Raw genomic sequence first — 26,339 nt, 5'->3', positions numbered from 1 at the left:
GCATGACGCCCGACGAGTTGCTCACCACCACCCGCACCGTACGCCGGCGGCTCGACCTGTCCCGCCCGGTCCCGCCCGAGCTGATCCGCGAATGCCTGGAGATCGCGCTGCAGGCGCCGAGCGGCGGCAACAAACAGGGCTGGCACTGGATCGTCGTCACCGACCCGGACCAGCGCGCGGCGATCGGCCGGGTGTTCACGCGGGCCGCGCGGGAGTACCTGGCGTCGGACCACGCGGCGCCCCGGCTATTCGCCGACGACCCGGAGCGCGCGCCGGTCCAGCGCCGCATCGGTGAGGGCGTCGCGTACCTCGCCGAGCACATCGCGGAGGTGCCGGTGCTGGTCATCCCCTGCCTGCGCGTCACCACCGTGCCGAGCGGCGGGCAGGCCGGGCTGTGGGCCTCACTGCACCCGGCGACGTGGAGCTACATGCTGGCCGCCCGCGCCCGAGGGCTCGGGACCGCGTGGACGGCGCTGCATCTCGCGTACGAGCGGGAGGTCGCCGGGCTGCTCGGGCTGCCGGACGACATCCGCCAGGGCTCGCTGATCCCGACGGCCTACTACACCGGGGAGACGTTCCGCCCGGCGCGGCGGCAGCCGCTGGAGGAGGTCCTGCACCTCGACCGCTGGTGACCCTCGCTCAGCCCACCGTCAGGACCGGGCCGTCGTGCGCCGCCTCCCGGGCCGAGGTGGCTAGGAAGCCGACTCGGCGAGGAGCTCGGCGACGGCCTGGAGGGCGAGGACGTACGAGAAGGTGCCGAAGCCGGCGATGGTGCCCGACGCCACGCCCGCGACGACCGAGGTGTGGCGGAACTCCTCGCGGGCCGCCGGGTTGGAGATGTGCACCTCGATCAGCGGCGCCGTGCGCTGCGCGATGGCGTCGCGTACGGCGTAGGAGTAGTGCGTGAAGGCGGCCGGGTTCAGCACGACCGGGATGTGCCCGTCGGCGGCCTCGTGCAGCCAGCCGATCAGCTCCGCCTCGTCGTCGGTCTGGCGCACCTCGGCGTGCAGGCCCAGGCGGCGCGCCGTGTCGCGGCACAGGCCGGCCAGGTCGTCGAAGGTCGCGGCGCCGTACACGTCCGGCTCACGGCTGCCCAGCCGGCCGAGGTTGGGACCGTTCAGGACCAGCACCTCTGCCATGGGGTTCATCGGGCCACCCGTTCGTAGGCGGACCTCAGCAGGTCCTCGTCCGGATTCTCCAGGCGGCCCGGGACGGCCAGGTCGTCCAGCACGACGAACCGGAGCCGGGCGCCGCGCGCCTTCTTGTCGACGCGCATCGTCTCGCGCAGCTCCGCCCAGGCCTCGACCGCGTACGACGTCGGCAGGCCCACCGCGGTGAGGATCTCCCGGTGACGCTTGACGACGTCGGCGTCCAGCCGCCCGGCCAGGCAGGCCAGCTCGGCGGCGTACACCATGCCGATCGCGACGGCGTCGCCGTGCCGGAAGTGGTACCCCTCGACCTTCTCGATCGCGTGGCCGAGCGTGTGGCCGTAGTTGAGGATCTCCCGGAGACCGCTCTCCCTCAGGTCCTCCGACACGACCCGCGCCTTGATCGCGATGGCGCGCTCGATCAGTTCGAGCGTGTGCGGCCCGTCCGGACGGCCCGCCGCCTCCGGGTCCTCCTCGATCAGCTCCAGGATGCGGGGATCGGCGATGAACCCGGCCTTGATCACCTCGGCGAGGCCGGCGACGTAGTCCTCGCGCGGCATGGTCACGAGCGTGGCCAGGTCGCACAGGACGCCGGCGGGCGGATGGAAGGCCCCGACGAGGTTCTTGCCCTCGGGGATGTCGATCGCGGTCTTGCCGCCGACGGCCGCGTCGACCATGCCGAGGAGCGTGGTCGGCACCAGCACGGCGCGTACGCCGCGCAGCCAGGTCGCCGCGGCGAACCCGGCGAGGTCCGTCGTGGCCCCTCCGCCGACGCCGACGATCGCGTCCGACCGGGTCATGCCCAGGCCGGCGAACGCGGACCACAGCCCGGCCAGCACGTTGACGTCCTTGCCCGCCTCGCCGTCGGGCACCGGCAGCGGGCGCGCGTCGTACCCGGCGCCGGCGAGCGCGTGGCAGACCGGCCGCGCGACCTCCGGCAGCCCCTCGGCGTGCACGACGGCGACGGTCCCGGCCTCGCCGAGCAGCGAGGGCAGCTCGCCGAGCACCCCGGTGCCGATCACCACGTCGTAGGGGGCGTCGCCGCCGACCCGGACACGGCTCATGAAAGCCCCTTGACGATCTCGTCGACGATGTCGTCGGGCTCGCGCTCGTCCGTGGCGACCCGGATCGTGGCGAGACCCTCGTAGATCGGCCGGCGCTCCTCCATCAGCTTGCGGAACTGGCTGCGCGGGTTGAGCACGAGGAGCGGGCGCGCCGAGGCGAGGCCGACCCGCTTGACCGCGTCCGACAGCCCGACCTCCAGGTAGACGACCGGCACCTCCGCCAGGTCGGCCTGGGTGCCGGGGTCGAGGACGGAGCCGCCACCGAGGGCGAGCACCCCGTCGTGCGCGGTGAGCGCCTCCTGAACCGCCGCGCGTTCGAGTGCGCGGAAGCGCTCCTCGCCGTCGTCGACGAAGATCTCCCCGATCGGCTTGCCGGCCACGGCCTCGACGTCGTGGTCGGTGTCGCGGAAGTCGACTCCGAGCCGCTCCGCGAGGAGGCGTCCGACCGTGGTCTTGCCCGACCCGGGCGGGCCGATGACGACGGCCTTGGGTTTCATTTGATCACCAGTGAGGATAGGTAGCCCTGCAGGTTCCTGGCGGTCTCCTCGACGGAGTCGCCGCCGAACTTCTCGACCGCGGCCTCGGCGATGACCAGGGCCACCATCGCCTCGGCCACCACGCCCGCGGCCGGGACGGCGGTGACGTCGCTGCGCTGGTTGATGGCCTTGGCCGGCTCGCCGGACAGCACGTCGATCGTGGACAGTGCGCGCGGCACCGTGGAGATGGGCTTCATGGCGGCGCGGACCCGCAGGGTCTCCCCGGTCGTCATGCCGCCCTCGACGCCGCCGGCGCGGTTGGTGACCCGCCGGATCTCCCCGTCGCGCACGATCTCGTCGTGTGCCTCCGAGCCCCGCCGCGCGGCGGTGCGGAAGCCGTCGCCGACCTCGACGCCCTTGATCGCCTGGATGCCCATGAGGGCCGCGGCGAGACGCGAGTCGAGGCGCCGGTCCCAGTGGACGTGGCTGCCCAGGCCCGGCGGCAGGCCGTGCACGACGACCTCGACCACGCCGCCGAGCGTGTCGCCGTCCTTCTTGACCTGCTCGATGTGCGCCACGATCGCGGCGCTGGTGTCCGGGTCGAGGCAGCGGACCGGGTCGGCGTCGACGCGCTCGAGGTCGCCGGGCTCGGGGACCACGCCCTCGGGGACGCTCACCTCACCGAGCGCGACCACGTGGCTGAGGATCTCCACGCCGAGCGCCTGACGGCAGAAGGCGCGCGCGACCTCGCCGATCGCCACCCGGGCGGCCGTCTCGCGGGCGCTGGCGCGTTCGAGGATCGGCCGGGCGTCGTCGAAGCCGTACTTCTGCATGCCGACGAGGTCGGCGTGGCCCGGGCGGGGCCGCGACAGCGGCGCGTTGCGCGCCTGCTCGGCGAGCACGTCGGGGTCGACCGGGTCGGCCGCCATCACCGTCTCCCACTTGGGCCACTCGGTGTTGCCCACGCGGATCGCGATCGGGCCGCCGAGCGTACGGCCGTGGCGGATGCCGCCGATGATCTCGACTTCGTCCTGCTCGAACTTCATGCGGGCGCCGCGTCCGTAGCCCAGGCGCCGGCGGCGCAGTGCCTCGGCGATGTCGGCCGAGGTCACGGCCACACCGGAGGGCAGCCCTTCGAGGATCGCGGCGAGGGCCGGGCCATGCGACTCCCCCGCGGTCAGCCAGCGCAACATGCGGTAAATACTTTCATGTACGAGCGGCGCCTCACGCAGCCGTCCCAGCATCCGGACCCGGGCGGCCGTCGGGAACCGGGTGCCGGGGTCCCGACGGCAGCCGCGTTCGGGGTCGTGACCGGCCGCGCGTCGTCGTCACAGCGGATTCCGGATGCTCAGGCCGGAGAACCGGCTGAAGTCACGATCCACGGTCCACAGCTCCCGCACTCCGTGCGCGGCGCACAGAGCGGCGATCCTTCCGTCGTGTACGAGCGGTCCGGCGATCTTGCCCTCCATGAGCATCGACCGGAGTGCGTCCCAATAGCCGGTCCCCTCGCCGAGCGTCACCAGCGACGGCGAGGCGAGCCACGCCTCGATCTGGTCGATCGCCTGCTCGGCGGTGCTGGGAGGGGCGTAGATACGCGGATGCGTGACGACGGAGAAGAACTCATGCACGCATGGCCACGGGATCGCCCACGGAGCGCGCCCTTCGGCCAGTTCCCGCACGCGGGACGCGGCAGCGAGATGAAACGCACTGTCTCGCCGATGCGCGTAAACCAGAACGTTGGTGTCGACAGCGATCACAGACGTTCCCCGTACGCCATCGCTCGAAGCTCTTCCCACGAAGCGCCGCGCGCCTCCGGGCGAAGGCCCTCTCCGTCCACGGCCGCGTCCGGGAGAGTCCATCGGCCGCCGCGCGCCCGCCGTTCGAGAACCGCTCTCAGGCCCTCTTCGATCAGCGATCTCAGCGTGGCGCCCTCCTGACTCGCGATCCGGCGCGCCTCCTGCAGGAGCCCATCGGAGATCTCCACTGTGGTCTTCATATGGCCGACCATACCCATGGACCCATATTCCCATACGCCACTACTCGGCGTTGCCGTTTCAACGCTGAAAGTGATGGGTCAGGCGATCTCTCGCCAGTCGAGAACGCCGGCGACGAGGTCGCGGACGGCGGCGAGGAGGCCGAGCCGGTTCGCGCGCAGGGCCGGCTCCTCGGCCATGACCAGCACCTTGTCGAAGTAGTCGTCGATGGGCTCGACCAGCGCCTCGGCCACGTTGGCGAACTCCGGCAGCGGCAGCGGGCCGCCGCGCAGCTTGTCCGCGGCGCCCGCGAGGGCGGTGGCCAGCGCCCGCTCCGCGTCGTCCTCGAACAGCGCGGGCTCATAGGACGCGGGCGTGTCCGGCGGCACGATCCGCAGCACCCGCTGGAGCGCGACGGTCAACCGGGCGAACTCCTCCGACTCCAGCAGCCCCTCCAGGTCGGCGGCGTCACGTGCGGCGCGCGCGGGTGTGGCGGCGTGCGGCAGGACGGCGCGCACCACGTGCACCGGGCGGCCGGCCTCCAGGAGCGCCTGCTCCAGCCGGCGCGCGGTCAGCCGCTCCGCCTCACGCACCGCCTCCGGGCTCACCTCCACCGGCTGGCAGGCGGCCGCGACCGCCAGGCCCTCGTCCACCCGGATGCCGGCCAGGCGGTCGTGCGCCCGCAGGATCGCCGTGAGGCCGAGCGCCGCCCGGCGCAGGCCGTACGGGTCGGAGCTGCCGGTCGGCTCGGCGCCGACGCCGAACAGGCCGGCGAGCAGGTCGAGCCGGTCGGCGACGGCGAGCAGCGCCCCCGGCAGCGAGACGGGGAGCGCGTCGCCGGACGAGCGGGGCAGCTCCATCTCCACGAGCGCCTCCGCGACCGGCTCCGGCTCGCCGGCGCGGCGGGCGTACTCCCCCGCCATCGTCCCGGCGAGGCTGGACAGCTCGATCACCATGTGCGAGGCGAGGTCGAACTTGGCGAGGCGCGCCGCGCGTTCGAGCGTCGCCCGCTCGTCATCGTCCAGGCCGGCGCGGTCGGCGAGGGTCAGCGCGATCGAGCGGATGCGGCCGGCGCGGTCGGCCATCGACCCGAGGCGCTCCTCGAAGGTCAGCGCGGCCAGGCCCGTCGTCATCTCCTCCGGCGGCGTGCGCAGGTCGGCCGCGAAGAAGAACGCGGCGTCCTCGAACCGGGCCCGCAGGACCGCCTCGTTGCCCGCGCGCACCACGCCGAGGTCGCAGGCGCCGTTCGCGACCGTGACGAAGTGCGGCAGGAGACGGCCGGCGGCGCTGACCGGCAGGTACCGCTGGTGCTTGCGCATGACCGTGGTGAGCACCTCGGCGGGCAGTTCGAGGTAGCGCTCGTCGAAGGAGCCGAGGAGGGCCACCGGCTCCTCCACGAGGTTCACGACCTCGGGCAGGACGGTCTCGTCGGGCATTCCGCCCGCCGTGGCGGCGAGCTCGGCCGCGGCCTCGGCGATCCGCCGCAGGCGGACCCCGGCGTCCGGCTCGATGCCGTGCGCGCGCAGCGTGTCCAGGAACCGGCCCGCCTCCGCCACCTCGACGACGGGCTCGTCTGCGGTGCGGTGCACGCGGGTCGAACGGCCGCTGTCCAGCGTCGACACCGTGAACGGCACGACGTGGGAGCCGAGCAGCGCGGCGATCCAGCGGATCGGGCGGCTGTAGGACAGGCCGGGCGCGTTCCAGCGCATGTTCCGGTCGGCGCGCAGCGCGGTGACGACGCCGGGCAGGACCTCGGCGAGCACCTCCGCGGCCGGCCGGCCCGCGACCGTGCGGACGAGGCCGACGTACTCCCCGCCGTTCACGGTGATCTCGCGCAGGTCGGCGACGTCGGCGCCCTGGCCGCGGGCGAACCCGAGCGCGGCCTTGGTGGGCGCGCCGTCGGCGTCGTAGGCCGCCGACCGGCGCGGGCCGCGTACGGTCCGCTCGACGTCGTCCTCGCGCGGCTGGACGTCGTCCACGACGGCGACGACGCGGCGCGGCGCGGACATCACCCGGACCTCGCCGTGGCGCAGCCGGGTGCCGGCCAGGAGTTCGGTGAGGCTGTCGCGCACGGCACCGGCGACGCGCTCGGTCTCGGTGGCGGGCAGCTCCTCGAAGCCGATCTCGAACGCCAGCGCCGACGGCTCGCCGATCTCGGGGAAGGCGTCCGCGCGGCGCTCGGGCACCGGGCGGGTGGCGGCGTCGCCGAGCGGGTGGCCGAGCTCCTCGCGGCGCTCGGCCCACAGCCGCGCGACGTCGTGGGCGAGGGAGCGCATACGGGCGAACGCGCTGGCGCGCTCGGTGGTGCCGACGGCTCCGCGCGCGTCGAGCACGTTGAAGGCCTGCGAGCACTTGAGCACGTACGTGTGGGCGGGCACCGGCAGGCGCGCCTCGATCATGCGCCGCGCCTCGGTCTCGTACGCGGCGAACAGCCCCCGGTTGGCCTCGACGTCGGCGTCGTCGAGGTAGTAGCGACTCATCTCGTACTCGGCCTGCCCGAACGCCTCGCCGTAGGACAGGCCGGGCGCGTACGCGATGTCCTTGAAGTGCCCGACGCCCTGGAGCGCCATGATGATGCGCTCCATGCCGTAGGTGATCTCGACCGAGACCGGGTCGAGGGCCATGCCGCCGGACTGCTGGAAGTAGGTGAACTGGGTGATCTCCAGGCCGTCGAGCCAGACCTCCCAGCCGAGCCCCCACGCGCCGAGCGCCGGGGAGGCCCAGTTGTCCTCGACGAACCGCACGTCGTGGGCGCGCAGGTCGATGCCGATGGCCTCCAGGCTGCCGAGGTAGCGCTCCTGCGCGTCACCGGGCTCGGGCTTGAGGATCACCTGGTACTGCGTGTGCGTCTGGAGCCGGTTGGGGTTGTCGCCGTACCGCGAGTCGTCCGGACGGACGCTGGGCTCGACGTAGCCGACCCTCCAGGGCTCGGGCCCGAGGACCCGCAGCGCGGTGGCGGGGTTGAGCGTGCCGGCGCCGACCTCGGTGTTCATCGGCTGGATGATGGCGCATCCCTGCCCGGTCCAGTATTCGGTGAGGCGGATCAGGGCGTCCTGCATCGTCAGCGTCGTCGGCATGTCCCGAGCCTAACGAGACACGGCGCCCCCCGCGCGCCCGCCGCCCGGCGCGCCGGAGAACCGGAAGCCGGGCGGCGGGGCCGAGCGTCAGGAGAAGACCACGCCGAGTTCGAGGCCTCCGGCGATGCGGCCGCTCAGGCGTTCGGACAGGCGGTCGGCGGCCGCGCGCAGCACCACCTGCTCGTCGGCGTCCTGGGCGAGACGCAGCCGGATCGCCAGGTCGCTCTGCGTCCCGGGCCGTACCTGGATGCCGGTGATCCCCGGCAGCCCGCCGGCGGCCTCCTGGACGGCGGCCAGGACGTCCGGGTCCTCGTGCGGGGCGGTGATCGTGCCGCCCTCGGCGAGGACGCGCAGCCTCGGGCCCTCGATGGCGTACGGCACCGGGCCCGCCACGTCGATGACCACGGCGTCGGCGCCCTCGTCGAGGGCGGCCTGGCACGCCTGGGCGATGCGCACCGCGACGGGGCGCGCGTCCGCCTGCCAGCGGGCGAGGCTCTCGGCCGAGGTGAAGGCCAGCACGCCGCGCCGTCCGTCGTCGCCGACGAGCGTCGGCAGCGCCATCTCGCTCTCCTTCTCACGGCGCAGTCCGTCCACCGTCTCATCCTCGGTCAGGACGGCGACCACGGGGACGAACAGGCGTGATCCGGCGAGGGCGGCGAGGACGGCGTGCTCTCCGTGCCCACCGGAGTAGGCGCGCAGCGCCGCCTCCAGCTTGGCGGGTGCCATGCCGTCATCGTCGGGGAATTCGGGCTGAGGAATGGTTCTTTCGGACACGACAGACCAGCGTATAGGCCTATGGATCCGGTCGCTCCGGCCTGGCGCGGATGGCCGGTGCGAGGACCGGTGTGAGGGCCGTCCCACGAGCACCGCGCACGGGGCGACGGCCTGGCGGGACGGCCCCGGATCAGCCGAGGTCGGCGATCGCCGCGACCGGGCCTCCGCCCGAGGGGCCCTGGTGGACGGCGGCCACCGAGACGAACGCGGCCGGGTCGCCCGTCACCGACGCGGTGACACCGCCGACGCACGCCTTGATCTGGCGGTGCCAGTGCACGTCGGAGTCGTCGAGCATGATGTTGCGGCGGCCGCGCACCGACCCGCTCGGGTCCGCCTCGCACTTGAGGAACACGTTGACGAGCCGGCCGTCCAGGTCGTCGTGGTGGGGGCGTTCGGGCAGGTCGATGCCTGATGAGCGGATCGCGGCCCAGATGCCGTCGGCGTCCAGGGCGTCCCGCATCACGCTGTGGCCGATGCGGTAGCGGCCGCCGATGCCCCGGACGTTGCCGACCACGACGATCTGGGCCCGGTCGAGCTCCACTCCGGAGGAGCAGGAGGCGACCGAGGAGTACAGCGACAGGTCCTTGTGTATTTGCTCCGCCTCCGGCATCTCGATCTCCCCGAGGGCGACGGCGATGCCGAGCGCGGTCGTGGAGTTGGAGATGTCCATGGACTTCAGGGTGTCCTCGGTGACGACGTCGTGGCCGCGCCGCTTGGCGTCGTTGATCGTGTCGAGGGTGAGCAGGGGCGTCTTGGTCTGCACGTAGTGGACGTCGGCGGCGTCCTGGATGCCGGCCGCCTTCATGGCGTCGCGCACGCCGCCGGCGACCTTCTCCACCATGGCGGGGCGGCCGATGTCCTCGGGCAGGATCACCTCGCTCATGGCGACGCCGACGGAGACGCGGGGCTCGTCGGTCGCCGGCGCCGAGGACGGGTCGACGGTCGCGAAGATCGTCGCGTGCGGGCTGAGCACCCCGTCCGTACCGCCGGACCACACGAGCGGCACCTGGGCGACCTCCTCCGGCGTACGCGTGCCCCGGGCGACGAGCACCTCGCGGAACGCCCGGTCGGCGAGGATGCGCGTGTAGTCGTTGACGCCGCCGTTGCCCTCGGTCTTGCCGATCACGGCGAGGACGCGATCGGCCTCGATCACACCGTCGTCGATCAGCCGGGCCAGCCCCGACGCGTCCGTGACGCTCTCGATGGCGACCTTGCGTATCTCAATCGGGTCCGGCATGTCCTCACCCTTCACAACTCGATGACTGTTCCGGCCTTGCCGTCCGCGGCGTCGCCGATGTGCTCCAGCGAAGTGATCGCCGCCCGTTTCCCGCCCGTCTCGACGAAGCGCACCGCCGCCTCGACCTTCGGGCCCATGCTGCCCCCGGCGAACTCCCCCTCCGCCGCGTACGCCCGCAGCCGGGCGGGCGTCGTACGCCGGATGGGCCGCTGGTCCGGGGTGCCGTACCCGGTCATGGCGTACTCGACGTTCGTGGCGATGACCATGGTCGTGGCGGAGACGTGGCGGGCCAGCAACTGTGCGGCGAGGTCCTTGTCGATGACCGCCTCGACCCCGCGGAAGCCGCCGTCGGCGCGTACCACCGGGACGCCGCCGCCCCCGGCCGCCACGACGATGAACCCGGCCGCGAGCAGGGCGTCCACGGCGGGCGCGTCGATGATCTCCTGGGGTTCCGGCGAGGCGACGACCCGGCGCCAGCCCCGGTCGCCGAACGACCGCCAGACCTCGCCGTGCGCGCGGCCCCGCTCGGCCTCGTGGGCGGAGAAGTAGCGGCCGACCGGCTTGGCCGGGGCGTCGAAGCCCGGATCGGCGGCGTCCACGAGGGTGCGGGTCGCCACGACGGCCACCGGCCGGTTCGCGCCGCGCGCGGCCAGGGCGCGGTCCAGCGCGTTGAGCAGGAGGACGCCGATGGTCGCCTGGGTCTGCGCGCCGCACCAGTCGAGGGGCACGGGCGGCACCACGTGGGCGGCCAGCTGGTTCTTGATCAGCAGGTTGCCGACCTGGGGCCCGTTGCCGTGGGTCAGCACGACCTGCGCGCCCCCGGCGACCAGGTCCGCGACCGGCCCGACGGCCGCCTCCACGGCGCACAGTTGGGCGTCCGGCGTGGCGTCGCCGTCCGGTCCCGTCATCGCGTTGCCGCCGAGGGCGATGACGACGCGCTCGCCGTTCGCGGTGGTCACGAAGGCGAACCTAGTCTCTGACCTGTGGTGTGCTCATGGGCAGAGTATGCCCAGCGAGCGCGCCTCCTTTGTCAGGTGTGAGCGTACGGGGCCGCTCCCCCGGTGTTCAGGGGGCCACGCGGGGAAGGCGCGCGGCGGCGTCGTCGATGACCTCGTCGCGCTTGCAGAAGGCGAACCGGACGTACGGGTCGCCGGCGCCGGAGTCGTAGAACACCTGGCTGGGGATGGCGACGATGCCGGCCCGCTCGTGCAGCACCCGGCAGAACTCCAGCCCTTCGGTGAAGCCGAGCGGGCGGATGTCGGCCTGGACGAAGTACGTGCCCTGGGTGTACAGCGGGGTCAGCCCGGCCGCCTGGATGCCGGCGGTGAGCCGGTCGCGCTTGGACTGCAGGGCGGTCCGCTGCGCCTCGACCCACTCCAGCTCGGCGCCCAGCCCGTACGCGACCGCCCGCTGGTACGGGGCGCTGCAGGTGAAGGTCAGGTGCTGCTTGACGGTCTGCACGGCGCGGACGAACCGCGGCGGCGCGGTGATCCAGCCGGTCTTCCAGCCGGTGACCGAGAACGTCTTGCCGGCCGAGGAGATCGCCACCGTGCGCTCGCGCATGCCGGGCAGCGTGGCGATCGGCACGTGCTCGGAACCGTCGAAGGTCAGGTACTCGTACACCTCGTCGGTGACGGCCACGAGGTCGTGCTCGCGGCACAGGTCCGCGATGATCTCCAGTTCCGCGCGGGAGAACACGGTGCCGGTCGGGTTGTGCGGGGAGTTGAGCAGGATCAGCCGGGTGCGCGGGGTGACGGCGGCGCGCAGCTCGGCGGGGTCGAAGGTGAACCGGTCGCCGTCGGGCCGCAGCGTGACCGGACGGCGCACGGCTCCGGCCAGCGCGATGATCGCGGCGTAGGAGTCGTAGTACGGCTCGAACACGACGACCTCGTCGCCGGTCTCGCAGAGGGCCAGGAGCGTCGAGGCGATGGCCTCGGTCGCGCCGACGGTGACGAGCACCTCGTCCGCGGGGTCGTAGGTCAGGCCGTAACGGCCGGACCGCTGGGCGGCGACGGCCTCCCTGAGCTCGGGCACGCCGGGGCCGGGCGGGTACTGGTTCGCGCCGCCGCGGATCGCCTCGACGGCGGTCTCCAGCAGCTTGGCCGGACCGTCGGTGTCGGGGAACCCCTGGCCGAGGTTGACCGCTCCGGTACGGACCGCCAGGGCGGTCATCTCGGCGAACACGGTGGTGCCGAAGCCCCGCATCCGGGCGACCAGCGGATCGATGTTGACCGTCACGCGGCTCAGGGTAACAACGCGGACAGGACGACCCCACGGGCGCTACGCCCGGTCTGTGCCACAGTGGAGCGAGCAGGAGCGAGCCCGACGTAGCGAGTGGAGTGGCCGGGCGAGGGACGAGTCCGGCCGCGGAGCGAGTGAGGAGGGCGAGCGACCAGTGAGCAGGAGTGAGCACCGAGCCGGCGCGCGGCGCCGATTCTCCTCCAGGAAAGGAGTCCGCGATGCGAGTGGCGCTGTGCCAGATCACGATCGGCGACGACCCGAAGGAGAACCTCGAACGCGCCCGCGAGGCCCTGGCCTCCGCGGCGGACGCGGACCTGGCGATCCTCCCGGAGGCGGCGCTGGTCCGCTTCGGCGGCGACCTGGCCTCGATCGCCGAGCCGCTCGACGGCCCGTGGGTGACGGGCCTGGCCGAGGCGGCGCGTGAGCACGGCACCGCGGTGATCGCGGGCGTGTTCGAGCCGGCGTCACCGGGCCGGGTGTACAACACCGCGGTGGCCCTCGACGCGTCCGGCGAGCTCGTGGGCTCCTACCGCAAGATCCATCTGTTCGACGCCTTCCACGACCGCGAGTCGGAGTTCGTCGATCCCGGCGACGCGCCGGTGGTGGTGGAGCTGTGCGGCACGCGGATCGGCCTGATCACCTGCTACGACGTGCGCTTCCCCGAGCTGGCGCGGGCGCTGGTGGACGCGGGCGCGGAGATGTTCGCGGTGATCGCGGCCTGGGCGCAGGGACCGTTCAAGGAGGAGCACTGGGTGACGATGGTCCGCGCCCGCGCGATCGAGAACACCACGTGGGTCGCGGCCGTGGGCAAGGCCCCGGACCGTAACGCCCCGCCGCGGGGGCGTCCGGGCGGCGTGGGCCGGAGCATGCTGGTGGACCCGATGGGCGTGGTCCAGGCGGACCTGGGCCCGTCCCCGTCCGTACGGCTCGCCGAGATCGACCTGAGCGTCACCGACCAGGTACGGAAGGTGCTCCCGTCTCTGTCCCACCGGCGTCCCGACCTGCTGGGCTGAGGGAGGTCCTCGTCCGGCCGCCGGCGACGTAGACGACGGCGCCCACCACCAGCCAGGCGGCGGCGACGAGCTTGGCCGGCGTGGTCGCCGAGACCATGATCCAGATCGACACCGCGGCGCCGAGGGCCGGGACCACCAGGTGCGGGATCCACCGGCGGCTGCCCCGGCGGATGACGTAGTAGCCGACCACCGAGACGTGCAGGAGGGTGAAGGCGGCCAGGGCGCCCATGTTGACGATCGACACGAGCACGTCCAGACCGTCCGCGCGGCGGGCCGCCCACACCGACACGACCAGGCTGACCGCGGCCGTGGTCAGCAGGGCGGCGCGCGGAACCCGCGAGCGGGGGTCCACCGACGCCAGCGCCTTCGGCAGGCCGCGGTCGCGCGCCATGCCGTACAGCAGGCGGGACGCCGCGGCCACGGCCGCCATCGCCGTGAACGCCGGGCCGACGCCCTTGACCACGGCGAAGGCCCGCTGCATCCACACGCCGACCGCCGTCCGGGTCATCGTGTAGAACGCGGTGCCCTGCTCGGCCGGCGCCTGGGCGAGGTGGTGCGGGCTCACCGGCATGAGCAGCCCGGCGAGGTAGGTCTGCACGACGAACAGCAGGCCGGCGACGCCCAGGCAGAACAGCACCGCCCGCCCGACCTGGCGCTCGTCGCCGGTGTTCTCCTCGGCGAACGAGGCGATCGCGTCGAAGCCGAGGAAGGACAGCACCGCCACCGAGACCGCGCCCATCACCGCGGCCGTGGTCGTGCCGCCGACGCCGAGGGCGGGTGAGGTCCACGGCCGGGCGGGACCGTCCATGATCAGCACCACGATCGCCGCGACGACGAACACCGCCAGCAGCACGATCTCGACCACGAGCACCACGAAGCCCACCCGTGCGGCCAGTCGCACGCCGAAGAGGTTGAGCAGCGTGGTCGAGACGAACGCGAGCGCGGTGAACACCCAGGCCGGCACCGAGGGCACCAGCGAGTGCAGCGCGATGCCGCAGAACAGATAGCCGACCGCGGGGATCAGCAGGTAGTCCAGCATCGCCAGCCAGCCGGCCGCGAACCCGGCGGGCCGCCCGATGCCGATGCCCGCGTAGGCGTACACCGATCCGGCCTGCGGCACCTTCCGTGACATCTGGGCGTACGACACCGCGGTGAACGCCATCGCGAGCGTCGCCACCAGGTAGACGAGGGCGACGGAACCGTGGCTTCTGGCGTCGAGGACGCCGAAGACGCCCACCGGCGCGAGCGGCCCGATGAACAACAGCCCGTAGACGATCAGGTCACGCGACGACAGGCTGCGGCGGAGCACCTGCGGCTCCATCCAAATCCCCCGATCCGAGACAAAAGCGCAGGTCAGGAATCTACCTGCTCCCTCAGAGTGTGGACGTCATCGGTGGACCGGCTGCGGTGTGGAGGCGGGGCCGGCGGGTCTGCGGGCACACCCTGGGGCACATGGTGACACTCGGGACCGTACGGTGGCCGTCCAGGACGGCCGGGACGCTCAAGGGAGATGATGATGTCGATGAGTCCAACCGTCGCAGTCGTGGGTCCGGGGGCGATCGGCACGACCGTGGCGGCGGCCCTGCACGAGGTCGGCCGTACACCGAGGATCTGTGGCCGCACAGCGCGTGAACGCCTTGAGCTGCACGTGGGCGAGGGTCGCGTCATCGTGCCGGGGCCTGTGCGGATCGACCCGGCACAGGCCGGCGGAGCGGTCGACCTTGTTCTCCTTGCCGTCAAGTCGACGCAGGTCGAGGCGGCGGCACCCTGGTTGACGGCATTGTGCGGCGCGGACACCGTTGTCTGTGTTCTGCAGAACGGCGTCGAGCAAGGGTCGATCGTCGCGTCTCACCTCTCCGGCGCCCGCGTCATCCCCTCGGTCGTGTGGTTCCCCGCCCAGGCGCAGCCCGACGGTTCTGTGTGGTTGCGCGGCGAGGCGCGCCTCACCCTGCCGGACGCGCCGGCGTCCCGTGTGGTGCTCGAGGCTTTGCGCGGCACTCGGTGCTCGGTCGACCTGGCCACGGACTTCACGTCTGTGGCGTGGCGCAAGCTGCTGCAGAACGCGGTCGCCGGATTGATGGTCCTCACGGGCCGCCGCACCGGCATGTTCGCCAGAGCCGATATCGCCGAGCTGTCTCTGGCCTATCTACGGGAGTGCCTGGAGGTCGCCCGAGCCGAGGGCGCGGCACTGAGCGACGAGGTGGCGCAAGAGATCGTGGACGGCCTCCAGGCCTACCCGGCCGATATGGGCACCTCCATCCTCGCCGACCGTGAAGCCGGCCGGCCGCTCGAATGGGACACCCGCAACGGTGTCGTGCGGCGCCGCGGACGGGCCCACGGCATCCCGACGCCGATCAGCGATCTGGTGGTGCCACTCCTCGCGGCCGCCAGCGATGGACCCGGCTAGTCCACCTCGTCCAACCAGGCGAGGACGTCGTCGGTGTGCTGGCCCAGCGTCGGAGGGGCGGTGTGCTCTCGCGGCGGCGTCCCCTCGAAGCGCAGCGACGGGCCGGGCAGCTCGATGCGGCCGAGCTCGGGATGCTCCACGTCGACGACGAGCCCCTGCGACCGGGTCTGGTCCCACTCGTAGACCTCGTCGATGGAGCGGATCGCCCCGGCGGGGACGCCGGCCTCGGTGAGCCGGGCCAGCCAGTGCTCCCGCGTTCCGGTCGCCAGCGCCTTCTCGATCAGGACGCCCAGCTCACCGCGGTTACGGGACCGGTCGGCGCCGGTCGTGAAGCGCGGATCGTCCGGGTCGATCGCCACGACCGGCGCGAACCTCCTCCACAGCCCCTGGTTCGCGACGCCCACCTGGATCAGGCCGTCGGCGCACCGGTAGCTGCCGTACGGGGCGATCGAGGGGTGGTCGTTGCCGATCGCCCGCGGCACTTCGCCCGCGACCGTCCACCGGGTGGCCTGGTAGGCGTGCGCGCCCACGACGGAGGCGAGCAGGGAGGTGCGGACCACCCGGCCGCGCCCGGTACGGGTCCGCTCGTACAGCGCGGCGACGATGCCGTACGCGCCGTTCACCCCGGCGAGGATGTCGCAGATCGACAGGCCCATCTTGGTCGGCTGGTCCGGCGCGGGCCCGGTGACGCTCATGATCCCGGCCTCGCCCTGCACGATCGCGTCGTAGCCGGGCCGCCCGCCCTCCGGCCCGTCGTGCCCGAACCCGGAGATCGAGAGGATGACCAGGGCCGGGTTGATCTCGTGCATCCGCTCGAAGGAGAACCCGAGCCGGTCCAGGACGCCGGTACGGAAGTTCTCGGCGAGGACGTCGGCGTGCCGGATCAGGCGGGTGAGCGTCTCCTTGCCCTCCTCGGACTTCAGGTCGAGGGTGATCGACTCCTTGTTCCGGTTGCAGGACAGGAAGTACGTGCTGACGCCGGGGTCCACGTCCTCCCGCCCGGGCGCGGTGGCGAACGGCGGGCCCCACTGGCGCGTCTCGTCGCCGGTGCCCGGCTGCTCGACCTTGATCACCCGCGCGCCGAGGTCGGCGAGCATCATCGTCGCGTGCGGCCCGGACAGGACGCGGGTGAGGTCGAGCACCACGATGCCGTCGAGTGGACCGTTCATCAGATGACGCCTCCGTGATCGGGTGAATGCCTACCGGCAGTATGAACGCCGCCCTCGGGAAGGCCGCTGTGACGCGCCTCACTGCTCCCGGGGCCCGTAACGATCATTTCCAGGGATGTGCCGCGATTCGTCGGGGTGCTGCCCTACGGTGTGCCGACGTGAACGTCCGATCCACCGCCGGCTCCCGACGGCCCGGCGAAGACGCCCTGACCCTTCCGGCCGCGTGGAGAGCGCGTCGGCATCCGCGGCGGGGCGATTCGTCGATCGCCGCGGTGGGCGAGCCCTCGCGGGGCCGACCCCTCTCACCGGAGGACCGCGCCGAGATCGAGCGGGTGCTCCGCGACCCGGGATCCGATCCCGAGCTGGCCGATCGGGGGCTCGCCCATCTTCACGGCTCCCCGAACCCGCCGGGTGCGGCGGTGGTCGCGTCGGTCAGGGTGCACCGGAGCGTCGGCGGGGTCGCCTGGGGGAACACCGAAGGCTGGGTCATCGACCATGGTCTGCCGTTCGCCGCCTGCGCGTACGCCGAGTTCGGTTCCGCCGCCGTCGACGGGATCCCCGGCAACGGGCCGGCCCGGGTGGTCGCCGCCTCACGTCACGGCGCGCACACGCGCGCCTGGTGGCGCGACGAGTACGCGTCGCGCCGGCTCCGCACCCGGCTGGCCGCCGCCGACGACGAGGTTCACGCGGAGGCCGTGGAGCGGCTCGCGGGCTGCCGGCGCGACCCCGCGCAACGGGCCGTCGTCTCCTACCTGGTACCGGACCGGCGCGACTGGGTGGACGAGTGCTGCGCCGCCCCTCCGGACGATCCGCTCCGGTGGATGCCGCTGCTCGCCCTGAGCTCGGCGGACCAGCTCGCCGCACTCGGCGACCGGGTGCCGCCGCGATGGTGGGACTTCCCCACGGGCGTCGTCGCCACCATGGTCGACGGGCTCGGTGCGGCGATGGCGCCGCTGCTCACCGATGCCCTGGACCAGGACCTGTCGGTGCCCGAGACCCGCACGATGCTCGGCGCGCTCGCCCTGCTGCCGTCGGACGAGGCGTTCCAGGCCCTGGTGGACCGCCTCGGCCGCAAGTACGTCCAGCCCGCGCTGCTCGGCGCGATGAAACGCTTCCCGATCCGCGCGATGCGCCTGCTCGCCCCCGCGACCCGCGGGTCGTCGCGTGCCGCCGAACTCGCCCGCGAGCTGCTGGCCGGGCACCTGCTGGCCGCTCCGGCGCGTACGGCGGCCGCGCTGCCGGATCTGCCGCCCGGCGTCCGTGCCGTCATCGATTCGCTCGGGGCGGCGAACACGCGGGTGCCGGACGCCCCGGCCGACGCCCTCCCGCCGGTGCTGCTCACGCCGCCGTGGTCCCGGAGGCTCACGCCGCCGGAGCCCACCGTCGTCGCCGGGCTGACGCCGCCCGCCCGGCAGGCGGTGACCTGGGCCGACGGCGAGCGGGAGCGGTGGGCGGGAGCCGAGCCGGCCACCTACGGGTATCAGCGACGCGAGATCGCGATCAAGGCCATCGAGGAGTACCGGGCCGGAACGAGGACCGACCGCGACCCCGCGCTGTTCCTATGGGGCCCGGAGGAGTCGCTGCGGCCGCTGGTCGGGACCTGGCGACCCGGGCGGCTCGCGGGGGCGGCGACGTGGATGCCGGCCGTCGTGGCGCGGTTCGAGCTCGACGCCCTCCCCCTCGCGCTGTACGCCGCCCGGACGAACCCGTCCGGAGCCGCCGCCGTTCTCCTGCCGTTCCTGGACGCCGAGGCCGCGCTGCTGGCGGCCGGCTGGCTGGCCCGGCCGGCGTCGGTGCGCGCGACCGCCGTCGGCTGGTTCGGACGGCACGGCACGGACGCCGTGCCGTACCTCGTGCCGGCCGCGCTCGGCGAGCCCGGGCAGCGGCGTGAGGACGCCGAGGGCGCCCTTCGCCACCTCGCGTCCGAGCACGGCGCCGACGCGGTCGTGACGGCCGCGCGCGTGTCCGGCGACGAGGCCGCGCGCGCGATCGAACGGTTCCTGGCGATCGATCCGACGGAGCTCCTCCCGGACCGGATGCCGGCGATCGGGCGGTGGGCCGAGTCCGCGTTGCTCCCGCAGGTCCGGCTGCGCGACCGCACGCGGGCGCTGCCGCGCGAGGCGACCGCCCACCTCCTGACCATGCTCGCGCTGTCGAAGCCCGGCGCGATGTACCCGGGGATCGGGCCGGTCCGCGAGGCCTGCGACCCGGCCTCCCTGGCGGAGTTCTCCTGGGTGCTGTTCCGCGGCTGGCAGGCGGCCGGCGCGCCGGCCCGGGACGGCTGGGCGCTGACGCAGCTCGGCTGGCTCGGCGACGACGAGACGGTGCGGCGGCTCGCGCCGGTGATCCGGGCCTGGCCGGGCGAGGGCGGGCATGCCAAGGCGGTCAAGGGCCTGGACGTGCTCGGCGAGATCGGCACCGACGTCGCGCTGATGCACCTGGACGGAATCGCGCGGAAGGTGCGGTTCCCGGCGCTCAAGGCGCGGGCCCGGGCACGGATCGATGAGGTCGCCGCGCGGCTGGGGCTGACACCCGAGCGGCTCGCCGACCGGCTGGTGCCGGACTTCGGGCTCGACCCCGACGGGACTCTCCTCCTCGACTACGGACCGCGGCGGTTCGTCGCCGGCTTCGACGAACAGCTCCGCCCGTACGTCACCGACGAGCACGGCAGACGGCGCAAGACACTGCCGAGACCCGGGGCGAAGGACGACCCCGAGCGCGCCGAGGCGGAGTACCGGAGGTTCACCGGGCTCAGGAAGGACGTCCGCACGGTCGCCGGCGATCAGGTCCGCCGGCTCGAGAGCGCCATGGTGACCCGGCGCCGCTGGACGCTCGCCGAATTCCGGGACCTGTTCGTCGCACACCCGCTGACCTGGCACATCACCCGCAGGCTGGTATGGGTCGCCTCGGACGGAGACCGGGCGACGGCGTTCCGGATCGCCGAGGACCGCACCCTCGCCGGCATCACCGACGGCGCGCTGGACCTGCCCGAGTCGGCCGTGGTCCACATCGCGCACCCGGTCGACCTCGGCCGCGACCTGGCGGCCTGGTCCGAACTGTTCGCCGACTACGAGATCCTGCAGCCCTTCCCCCAGCTCGGCCGGACCGTGCACACCCTGACCGAGGACGAGCGGCCGAGCGGCCGGCTGGAACGCTTCGAGGGACGCACGATGCCGATCCGCGGTGTACTGCGCCTGATCCGGCGCGGCTGGGAACGGGGAGAGCCGCAGGACCGCGGCGTCACGCGCTGGATCTCGCGGGAGATGGGGGCGGGCCGTCACCTGGTGATCGGTCTCGATCCGGGCATCGTGGCCGGGGCCGGCATCGACGACCCCGAGCAGAAGGTCCTGCACGTCCGGCTCGCCGGCCGGCCCGACGACCCCCGGCCGGACCGCGACGGCCCCGCCTTCGACGCCCTGGACCCGGCGATCATCTCCGAAACCCTCGCGAACCTGACCGAAGCGTTCGTGGAGACAGCGCCACCGACCGTGTGACCGGCGGTGACGGGCCGGCGGTGACGGGCCGGGTGGGTCGCCGCAAGCGCCCGGCGCGGGCATCCGGCCGACCGCGACGCGTCCGGTCGGCGCCGTGCCGGGGGGCCGCCGCCGCCCGTCCGCGAAGGCGGAGTCGCCGCCACCAGCCCGGTGGCCCCGGGCGGCGGCGCGCGCGGGCGATGCCTGGGCGCGCTGACCTCGCGCGGCCGGTTCGGCCGCACGGCGATGGCCTCGCGGGTGCCGGCCCCCGGCCGCGAAGCGGCCGGGGCGTGTCACGGGCGCCGGCGATGACGGGCCGGTCACGGCGGGCCGGTCACGGCGGGCCGGTCACGGCGGGCCGGTCACGGCGGGCCGGTCACGGCGGGCCGGTCACGGCGGGCCGGTCACGGCGGGCCGGTCACGGCGGGCCGGTCACGGCGGGCCGGTCACGGCGGGGCCCTCCCGCCCGGGGGCTCCAGCCCACTCTCATTGTCCAGTCCCTCGCACCGCCGTGACCAGAGGGCGGTGCGGCTGTGGATGAGCGGACCCGCCCCCGGGGGGCGGGCCCGCGCACCGGCTCAGCAGGCGTCGAGCAGGTCTCCCAGGGCGGCCTTCTCGTCACTGGTCACGAACAGCTTGAACTTGTACTTCACGCTCACGTACTCCTCGCCGTACGTGCACCAGTACGCCGTGTTCGACGGCTTCCACTCGCTGGGGTCCTTGTCGCTCTTGGAGCTGTTGCTGGAGCTGGAGGCGATGATCAGCTGCGCGTCGGTCAGGTCGTTGCCGAACGCCTTGCGCTGCGCGGCGGTCCACTGGTCGGCGCCGGTCCGCCACGCGTCGGCGAGCGGCACGATGTGGTCGATCGTCGCCTGCGAGACCACGGTGACCGTCGTGTCGTCGTAGGCGCTGTACCAGGAGCCGGAGGTCGGCTGGCAGCCGTCGCCGCCCTCGACGACGTTCTCGCCGTCGCGGGCGAGCACGTCCTGGCGGGTGGTGCAGCCGTCGGGCTGGTCGGCCCAGACGTCGAAGGCGTCGCGGCTGTAGCCGTCCATGCTGTGCGGGGTGCCGACCGTGAGCGAGGCGAGCTCGGTCCGGGCGGTCGAGTCCGACGGGGGCGGTGGCGGGTCGGCCAGCGCCTGGGTGGAAGGTCCGATGAGGCTCGCGATCCCGATCAGGGTCGCCACGAGCGTAACGGCACGTCGCACTGCTGGGGTCCTCTCATCCGTGGATCCCGCTCCCCGCATGAGACTCGCGCCCAGAGTCAACCAAATGGTTACCAGACGGTAAATACGCCTGTATTGACCGGATCTGGACAAATAGCCCATCCCCTATTTCCCGCCTCGGGCGGGCCGGGGGGCGGGGCCAGGGCCGATGGAGGCGACGGCTCCGGCAGGATGGGCGGAATGGCCGCATCCGTTCCCCCGGTCGACGCCGCGCTCGTGGCGCGGCTCCGTGCGCTCGGACCGTCGTGCGGGTCCGTGCGGATCGTCGCGGTGGACGGGCCGAGCGCGGCGGGCAAGACGACGTTCAGCGGCGCTCTGGCGGCCGCTCTGGACGACGCGCCGGTCGTGCACTCCGACGACTTCCCGGTGCCCTGGGACGGCGAGCCGCTCGCCTGGTGGCCGCCGCTGACCGCACACGTGCTCGCGCCGCTGCGCGCCGGGCGTCCCGGGCGGTTCCGCCGGTACGACTGGCGGCGCGGCGCGTACGCGGAGGAGGTCACGGTCCCGGTGGCGCCCGTGCTCGTCATCGAGGGGGTCGGCGCGGCGCGCCAGGAGTCGCCGGCGGCGTTCCGCGTCTGGGTGGAGGCTCCGCTCGCGGTACGGAGGCGGCGCGCGGCCGGACGCGGCGACGACCTGGCCGCGTGGGATCACTGGGCGGAGACCGAGGCGAAACTGTTCACCGCCGACCGGACCCGCGATCGGGCCGACCTGATCATCGACGGCAATTTCTCGTAGCTCGCCCGACCTATCCCGTAATAATGGCGGACATGGGGAAAGTGTGGCGATGGGTAATGCGCTCGGAAACGACCCTGGGGCTTTTCCTGCTCATCGTCGCGCTCGCGGGCGCCGGCATCGTGATCGACTGGATGTCGTCGGCCGCGCACGGCTGCGCGCCGCACGACACGGCCGCCATCTGCGACGACGGCCTCAAGAACGTCATCACGCCGATCTGCGTGTTCGGCACGCTCGCCTTCTGCGCGGTGTCCGTCATCGGCGTCAAGTGGTCCTCGCTCGCGTGGATGCGCCGCTGGACGCTCATCGGGCTGGCCGGCGAGCTGGCCTGCCTGGCGGTCGGCGCGGTCCTCGCCGCGACCGGCCCCTGAGGGGTCAGGACGCCGGGTCGTCCACCTCCGCGCGGGTACGCCCGCCGGCGAGCGTCGCGTAGCCGGGGCCGCGGTCGAAGAAGGCGGCCGGGCCTCGTCCGGCGCGCAGGCGTGTCCGCAGCGCGGCGGTCGCCTCCTCGTCCACGGACGGTTCTTCCGGCGGGCCGGTGAGTACGACCCCGTAGTCGTCGCGCGCGCCGTCCGCCGAGACCTTGCCGTCCCGTACGTCGGCGGCGACCATCGCAGGCGGCCGGTTCAGCGGGTCGCCCCACCCGCCGCCGCCCGTCGTACGGATCCGGATCACCTCGCCCGCCCGTACCGGATGGTCGTCGACGAGGCCCTCCATCGGCACGCCCGCCACCTCGGCGCGGAACGGCCGCCCCGCGCGGCCGCCGTTCACGCCCCAGCAGGACAGGATCGAGCGGTCGGCGATCGACATGTAGTGCGCGTCGCGGAGCATCCGGATGTGCTTGTCGTAACCGAGCCCGCCGCGGTGCTCCCCCGGCCCGCCGGAGTCGACGGCCAGGCCGAGGCGTTCGACGCGGAACGGCCAGCGCGCCTCGGCGAACTCCACCGGAATGTTGCGCGAGTCGGGCACCACGTGGATCGTGTCCTCGCCGTCGGCGTAGTAGCGCCCGCCCGAACCGCCGCCGAGCACCTCGCGCATCAGGTACGGCTCGGGGTCCTCGCCGTACACTCCGGTGTACCGGATGGTCTCCTGGTCGGCCGGCATCCGGCCGCCGGTCGCCTTGGCCAGCACGCCCGCGAGGACGCCGAGCAGCCGCAGGATCACGAACGTGCGGGCGTTCGTCGGCGCCGGGAAGATCGGGGTGAGCAGCGTTCCCTTCTCCGGGAAACGCATCTCGATGAGCGGCACGACGCCCTCGTTGACGTCCAGCTCGGCCATCCGCTCCGGTGAGTCGGCGAGGTTGCGCAGCACGGGCGCCAGCCACTTCTTCAGGAACACCCCGTCCGCGTAGTCGCCCGCGTGGTTGATCGGCCCCTTGGCCTGCGGCGACGTGCCGGTGAAGTCGATGACGAGCTTCTCGGGGGTCTTGGTGAGCGTGATCCGCTGGGCGTGCAGCCGGGGCGGGTCGACCCCGTCGTGCTCGGCGTAGTCCTCCCAGACGTGCGTCCCGTCGGGGATCTTGGCCAGGATCTCCCGCCGGAACGTCTCGGTGGTCTTGTCGATGATCGCGTCGAAGCAGTCCTCGACCGCCGCGCGCCCGTACCGGGCGAACAGCTCGCCCAGCCGCCGCGCGCCCATGAGACACGCCGAGCACTCGGCGTCCAGGTCGCCGGCGAGCGAGTCGGGCATCCGGGAGTTGCGGGTCATGATGCGCAGCGCCGCGTCGTTCGGCACGCCCTGGTCCCACAGCTTGATCGGCGGGACCATGAGCCCCTCCTCGAACGCCGACCGCGCGTGCGAGGGCATCGAGCCCGGCACCGCCCCGCCGATGTCGTCGTGATGCCCGAACGCCTGCACGAACGCGACCACGTCCGTGTCACCCCGACCAACCGGCCCCGACCGACCTCCCGGCCCCAGGAACACCGGCACGGTGACGCACAGGTCGGGCAGGTGACCGATGCCGCCCTCGGACAGGTAGACGTCGTTGTGGAAGAAGACGTCGCCGGGCCGCATCGTCTCGATCGGGAAGTCCCGTACGACGGGTTGCACCAGCGCCGAGTACGAACGGCCGGTGAGCTTGCGCATCCGCCGGTCGTGGATGCCGGCGCGGAAGTCGTGCGCGTCCCGGATCATCGGCGAGCGCGCCGTACGGGCGATCGCGGTCTCGACCTCCTTCTCGACGGAGGCGAGCGTGCCCTCCACGATCTCCACCAGGATCGGATCGGCCTTCATCAGCGGGTCACCACCAGGTTGCCGTGGCCGTCCACGCGGGCGGAGAAGCCCGGGTGGAGCGGCAGCGTGGATCCGAACTCCTCGACCACCGCCGGACCGGTCAGCACGTCGCCCGGTTCGAGGCGTTCGCGCGCGTACACGGGCACCTCGGCCCAGTCGTCGAAGAAGACGCGGCGGACGCCCGTACGGGCACGGGCGGGGTCGCCGTCGCCCGGCGGCCGTACCGGCGGCTCCGGCCGTTCGATCGGCCCGATGCCGGCGACGCGCAGGTTGACCCACTCGACCGGGTCGCCGCGGTGGCAGTAGCCGTACAGGCGTTCGTGCTCGTCGTGGAAGCGGGCGGCGACCTCGGCGGCGTCGGCGCGGCCGACCGGGACGCGCACCTCGAACGCCTGACCGTGGTAACGCAGGTCGGCCGAGCGCACGTAGCGGTGCTCGGCGAACCCCTGCCGGTCGAGCGCGGCGCCGGCCTGGGCCTCCAGCTCCGTGTACAACTCCTCCAGCTCCTCCGGGCCGGGGTCGCGGGTGACGCGCGTGCGCACGTACTCGCTGCGCACGTCCACGGTGAGCAGGCCGAACGCGGACAGGTTGCCCGGGTCGCGCGGCACGATCGCCGACGGCAGCCCGAGTATGTCGATCAGACGGCAGACGAGCAGCGGGCCGGAGCCGCCGAAGGCGACCAGGGGAAAGTCGCGCACGTCGAGGCCCCGCTTGACGGTGATCCGGCGGATGGCGTTGGCCTGGTTCCAGGCGCTGATCTCCAGGATGCCGGTGGCGCACGCCTCGGTCTTGAGGCCCAGGGTCGAGGCGAGCGCGGTGACCCCTTCGCTTGCCGCCGGCACGTCGAGCGGGATCTCACCGCCGAGCAGGTGCGGCGGGATCCGCCCGAGGTGGACGTGGGCGTCGGTGACGGTGACGTCCGTCGCGCCCCGGCCGTAGCAGAGCGGCCCGGGGTCGGCGCCGGCCGAGCGCGGCCCGACCTTGAGCGTGCCCTCGGGCGAGATCCAGGCGATCGAGCCGCCGCCGGCGCCGACCGTGACGATGTCGATCATCGGGATCTTGGACGGGTAGTCGCCGACGGTGCCCTCGGTGGTGAGCGTCGGCTCGCCGTCGAGCACGACGGCGACGTCGGTGGAGGTGCCGCCGCCGTCGAGCGTGATGACGTTCGCGTGCTCGGCGGCCGCCCGCGCGACGAACGCGGCGCCGAGGGCGCCGGCGGCCGGGCCCGACAGCACGGTCGTGATCGGCCGGTCCACCACCTCGCTCGCCGACAGCACGCCGCCATTGCTCGTCATGACGTACAGGGGCACGTCGCCGAGTCGCTCGGAGATCCGCGCCACGTAGCGGCCGATGGCGGGCTTGACCGCGGCGTCGACCAGGGTGGTGACCGAACGCTCGTACTCCCGGTACTCCCGCAGCACCTCGTGCGACAGCGACCCCACCGCGTCCGGGTGCTCACGGCGCAGCACCTCGCGCATGGCCAGCTCGTGCGTGGGGTCGGCGTAGGAGTGCAGGAAGCACACGCCGATCGCGGTCACGCCCTGGTCGCGGAACCAGCGTGCGGCGCGCACCGCAGACGCCTCGTCGAACGGCCGCACCTCCGCGCCGGTGTGGTCGAGCCGTCCGCCGACCGTCCGAACCCGGTGCGCCGGGACGATCCGCGGCGGCTTGACCCAGAAGTAGGAGTTGCCGTACCCGTCCGGGACGCTCTGGCGGGCGATCTCCAGCAGGAACTCGAAACCCTCGGTGGTGACGAAGCCGAGATCGCCGACGCGGCCCTCGAGGAGCCGGTTGGTGGCCACGGTCGTGCCGTGGCACACGGCCGCGATGTCGGCGGCGTCCAGCCGGCCGATGCCCGCCATGAACCCCTCGGCCGGGTCGTCCGGCGTCGACGGCGTCTTAGTGGTGACGATCGCCCCGGTGTCCTCGTCCACCGAGACCACGTCCGTGAACGTCCCACCAGTGTCAATGCCGATCCGGATCGCCATGAGTCAGTGTCTACCCGGACGGTACGGACGGGGGAACCGTCGACTCCTGCCAACGAGCGAACCGTTTTTCGGTATTCGGTCACCCGGCCCGCGCGCGCTCAGCGGGTGG

Annotated in this window: 22 protein-coding genes; 6 read left to right on the top strand and 16 right to left on the bottom strand. The window is 73.3% G+C overall.

Features of this window, described 5'->3' with window-relative positions; all coding sequences use genetic code 11:
- The first annotated feature begins 2 nt into the window (after positions 1-2).
- The gene (locus ACQEV1_RS19530) at positions 3-632 is read left to right on the top strand and encodes a nitroreductase family protein (RefSeq protein ID WP_433395034.1); all 630 of its coding nucleotides are present in this window, start codon (positions 3-5) and stop codon (positions 630-632) included.
- Positions 633-692: 60 nt separating this feature from the next.
- On the opposite strand, the gene aroQ is transcribed toward ACQEV1_RS19530, so the two are convergent.
- From aroQ to ACQEV1_RS19475, 11 genes are all read right to left on the bottom strand, one after another.
- Positions 693-1,139: a type II 3-dehydroquinate dehydratase gene (aroQ, locus tag ACQEV1_RS19525; RefSeq protein WP_285567191.1), complete on the bottom strand. Its 447-nt coding sequence runs from the start codon at positions 1,137-1,139 to the stop codon at positions 693-695.
- A 5-nt stretch (positions 1,140-1,144) separates the two neighbouring features.
- Positions 1,145-2,212 carry a 3-dehydroquinate synthase gene (aroB, locus tag ACQEV1_RS19520; protein ID WP_433395032.1) on the bottom strand — a complete coding sequence of 356 codons (1,068 nt, stop codon included), beginning with the start codon at positions 2,210-2,212 and terminating at the stop codon, positions 1,145-1,147.
- Positions 2,209-2,709 carry a shikimate kinase gene (locus tag ACQEV1_RS19515; protein WP_285616882.1) on the bottom strand — a complete coding sequence of 167 codons (501 nt, stop codon included), beginning with the start codon at positions 2,707-2,709 and terminating at the stop codon, positions 2,209-2,211. Before ACQEV1_RS19515 ends, aroB begins: the two co-directional genes overlap by 4 nt.
- A complete protein-coding gene (gene aroC / locus ACQEV1_RS19510; protein WP_433395029.1) occupies positions 2,706-3,881 on the bottom strand; it encodes a chorismate synthase in 1,176 nt (391 codons plus the stop codon). The genes ACQEV1_RS19515 and aroC overlap by 4 nt, the downstream gene beginning before the upstream one ends.
- A 135-nt stretch (positions 3,882-4,016) precedes the next feature.
- On the bottom strand, positions 4,017-4,547 hold the full coding sequence (locus tag ACQEV1_RS19505) for a TA system VapC family ribonuclease toxin (protein WP_433395027.1): 531 nt from the start codon (positions 4,545-4,547) through the stop codon (positions 4,017-4,019).
- The gene (locus ACQEV1_RS19500; RefSeq protein WP_285616885.1) at positions 4,442-4,684 is read right to left on the bottom strand and encodes a type II toxin-antitoxin system VapB family antitoxin; all 243 of its coding nucleotides are present in this window, start codon (positions 4,682-4,684) and stop codon (positions 4,442-4,444) included. The genes ACQEV1_RS19505 and ACQEV1_RS19500 overlap by 106 nt, the downstream gene beginning before the upstream one ends.
- 78 nt (positions 4,685-4,762) lie before the next feature.
- Entirely contained in the window at positions 4,763-7,738 is a 2,976-nt protein-coding gene (locus ACQEV1_RS19495; RefSeq protein ID WP_433395025.1) for a glycine--tRNA ligase, read from the bottom strand.
- Positions 7,739-7,825: 87 nt separating this feature from the next.
- Positions 7,826-8,464: an SseB family protein gene (locus ACQEV1_RS19490; RefSeq protein ID WP_433395023.1), complete on the bottom strand. Its 639-nt coding sequence runs from the start codon at positions 8,462-8,464 to the stop codon at positions 7,826-7,828.
- Between the two features lie 178 nt (positions 8,465-8,642).
- Complete coding sequence (locus ACQEV1_RS19485; RefSeq protein WP_433395021.1) at positions 8,643-9,749, bottom strand: ring-opening amidohydrolase; 1,107 nt, start codon at positions 9,747-9,749, stop codon at positions 8,643-8,645.
- Positions 9,750-9,760: 11 nt separating this feature from the next.
- Positions 9,761-10,708 carry a carbamate kinase gene (locus ACQEV1_RS19480; RefSeq protein ID WP_285616890.1) on the bottom strand — a complete coding sequence of 316 codons (948 nt, stop codon included), beginning with the start codon at positions 10,706-10,708 and terminating at the stop codon, positions 9,761-9,763.
- 106 nt (positions 10,709-10,814) lie between these two features.
- On the bottom strand, positions 10,815-11,987 hold the full coding sequence (locus tag ACQEV1_RS19475) for a pyridoxal phosphate-dependent aminotransferase (protein ID WP_433395018.1): 1,173 nt from the start codon (positions 11,985-11,987) through the stop codon (positions 10,815-10,817).
- Between the two features lie 221 nt (positions 11,988-12,208).
- Between ACQEV1_RS19475 and ACQEV1_RS19470 the strand changes: the two genes are divergently transcribed.
- Entirely contained in the window at positions 12,209-13,003 is a 795-nt protein-coding gene (locus ACQEV1_RS19470; protein ID WP_285616891.1) for a carbon-nitrogen hydrolase family protein, read from the top strand.
- On the opposite strand, the gene ACQEV1_RS19465 is transcribed toward ACQEV1_RS19470, so the two are convergent.
- A complete protein-coding gene (locus ACQEV1_RS19465; protein ID WP_285616892.1) occupies positions 12,939-14,312 on the bottom strand; it encodes an APC family permease in 1,374 nt (457 codons plus the stop codon). The two genes, ACQEV1_RS19470 and ACQEV1_RS19465, sit on opposite strands and share 65 nt — an antisense overlap.
- Positions 14,313-14,513: 201 nt before the next feature.
- Here ACQEV1_RS19465 and ACQEV1_RS19460 point away from each other — a divergent pair, with 201 nt between their 5' ends.
- The gene (locus tag ACQEV1_RS19460; protein ID WP_433395015.1) at positions 14,514-15,410 is read left to right on the top strand and encodes an oxidoreductase; all 897 of its coding nucleotides are present in this window, start codon (positions 14,514-14,516) and stop codon (positions 15,408-15,410) included.
- Here ACQEV1_RS19460 and ACQEV1_RS19455 read toward each other — a convergent pair.
- Entirely contained in the window at positions 15,407-16,579 is a 1,173-nt protein-coding gene (locus ACQEV1_RS19455; protein WP_433395013.1) for a CaiB/BaiF CoA transferase family protein, read from the bottom strand. The genes ACQEV1_RS19460 and ACQEV1_RS19455 overlap by 4 nt on opposite strands.
- Before the next feature lie 158 nt (positions 16,580-16,737).
- Between ACQEV1_RS19455 and ACQEV1_RS19450 the strand changes: the two genes are divergently transcribed.
- Complete coding sequence (locus ACQEV1_RS19450) at positions 16,738-20,073, top strand: DUF4132 domain-containing protein (protein ID WP_433395011.1); 3,336 nt, start codon at positions 16,738-16,740, stop codon at positions 20,071-20,073.
- Between the two features lie 557 nt (positions 20,074-20,630).
- Here ACQEV1_RS19450 and ACQEV1_RS19445 read toward each other — a convergent pair.
- Entirely contained in the window at positions 20,631-21,260 is a 630-nt protein-coding gene (locus ACQEV1_RS19445; protein WP_433395009.1) for a GmrSD restriction endonuclease domain-containing protein, read from the bottom strand.
- 198 nt (positions 21,261-21,458) lie between these two features.
- Here ACQEV1_RS19445 and ACQEV1_RS19440 point away from each other — a divergent pair, with 198 nt between their 5' ends.
- Together ACQEV1_RS19440 and ACQEV1_RS19435 are read left to right on the top strand one after the other, a co-directional pair.
- On the top strand, positions 21,459-22,013 hold the full coding sequence (locus ACQEV1_RS19440) for a uridine kinase family protein (protein ID WP_285616898.1): 555 nt from the start codon (positions 21,459-21,461) through the stop codon (positions 22,011-22,013).
- A 56-nt stretch (positions 22,014-22,069) separates the two neighbouring features.
- Positions 22,070-22,381, top strand: a complete 312-nt coding sequence (locus ACQEV1_RS19435) for a hypothetical protein (protein ID WP_433395006.1) — start codon at positions 22,070-22,072, stop codon at positions 22,379-22,381.
- A gap of 4 nt (positions 22,382-22,385) precedes the next feature.
- Here the strand turns inward: ACQEV1_RS19435 and ACQEV1_RS19430 are convergent, their stop codons facing one another.
- Both ACQEV1_RS19430 and ACQEV1_RS19425 read right to left on the bottom strand, forming a co-directional pair.
- Positions 22,386-24,242, bottom strand: a complete 1,857-nt coding sequence (locus tag ACQEV1_RS19430) for a hydantoinase B/oxoprolinase family protein (RefSeq protein ID WP_433395004.1) — start codon at positions 24,240-24,242, stop codon at positions 22,386-22,388.
- Positions 24,242-26,230, bottom strand: a complete 1,989-nt coding sequence (locus tag ACQEV1_RS19425; protein ID WP_433395002.1) for a hydantoinase/oxoprolinase family protein — start codon at positions 26,228-26,230, stop codon at positions 24,242-24,244. Before ACQEV1_RS19425 ends, ACQEV1_RS19430 begins: the two co-directional genes overlap by 1 nt.
- Positions 26,231-26,339: the final 109 nt, after the last annotated feature.

The sequence above is a fragment of the Actinoallomurus sp. CA-142502 genome (assembly GCF_050936355.1).
Lineage (GTDB): Bacteria > Actinomycetota > Actinomycetes > Streptosporangiales > Streptosporangiaceae > Actinoallomurus > Actinoallomurus iriomotensis.
Note: the sequence above shows the minus strand (reverse complement) of the source record. Positions and strands in the feature narration are given on the sequence as shown.

Bases quoted from the DNA above. Each gene is read 5' to 3' on its own strand.
- ACQEV1_RS19515 (WP_285616882.1), bottom strand. From the start codon at position 2,709: ATGAAACCCAAGGCCGTCGTCATCGGCCCGCCCGGGTCGGGCAAGACC.
- ACQEV1_RS19500 (WP_285616885.1), bottom strand. From the start codon at position 4,684: ATGAAGACCACAGTGGAGATCTCCGATGGGCTCCTGCAGGAGGCGCGC.
- aroQ (WP_285567191.1), bottom strand. From the start codon at position 1,139: ATGGCAGAGGTGCTGGTCCTGAACGGTCCCAACCTCGGCCGGCTGGGC.
- ACQEV1_RS19470 (WP_285616891.1), top strand. From the start codon at position 12,209: ATGCGAGTGGCGCTGTGCCAGATCACGATCGGCGACGACCCGAAGGAG.
- ACQEV1_RS19495 (WP_433395025.1), bottom strand. From the start codon at position 7,738: ATGCCGACGACGCTGACGATGCAGGACGCCCTGATCCGCCTCACCGAA.
- ACQEV1_RS19460 (WP_433395015.1), top strand. From the start codon at position 14,514: ATGATGATGTCGATGAGTCCAACCGTCGCAGTCGTGGGTCCGGGGGCG.
- ACQEV1_RS19435 (WP_433395006.1), top strand. From the start codon at position 22,070: ATGCGCTCGGAAACGACCCTGGGGCTTTTCCTGCTCATCGTCGCGCTC.
- ACQEV1_RS19485 (WP_433395021.1), bottom strand. From the start codon at position 9,749: ATGCCGGACCCGATTGAGATACGCAAGGTCGCCATCGAGAGCGTCACG.
- aroB (WP_433395032.1), bottom strand. From the start codon at position 2,212: ATGAGCCGTGTCCGGGTCGGCGGCGACGCCCCCTACGACGTGGTGATC.
- ACQEV1_RS19425 (WP_433395002.1), bottom strand. From the start codon at position 26,230: ATGGCGATCCGGATCGGCATTGACACTGGTGGGACGTTCACGGACGTG.
- ACQEV1_RS19505 (WP_433395027.1), bottom strand. From the start codon at position 4,547: ATGGACTCTCCCGGACGCGGCCGTGGACGGAGAGGGCCTTCGCCCGGA.
- ACQEV1_RS19530 (WP_433395034.1), top strand. From the start codon at position 3: ATGACGCCCGACGAGTTGCTCACCACCACCCGCACCGTACGCCGGCGG.
- ACQEV1_RS19440 (WP_285616898.1), top strand. From the start codon at position 21,459: ATGGCCGCATCCGTTCCCCCGGTCGACGCCGCGCTCGTGGCGCGGCTC.
- aroC (WP_433395029.1), bottom strand. From the start codon at position 3,881: ATGTTGCGCTGGCTGACCGCGGGGGAGTCGCATGGCCCGGCCCTCGCC.
- ACQEV1_RS19490 (WP_433395023.1), bottom strand. From the start codon at position 8,464: ATGGCACCCGCCAAGCTGGAGGCGGCGCTGCGCGCCTACTCCGGTGGG.
- ACQEV1_RS19455 (WP_433395013.1), bottom strand. From the start codon at position 16,579: ATGAACGGTCCACTCGACGGCATCGTGGTGCTCGACCTCACCCGCGTC.
- ACQEV1_RS19430 (WP_433395004.1), bottom strand. From the start codon at position 24,242: ATGAAGGCCGATCCGATCCTGGTGGAGATCGTGGAGGGCACGCTCGCC.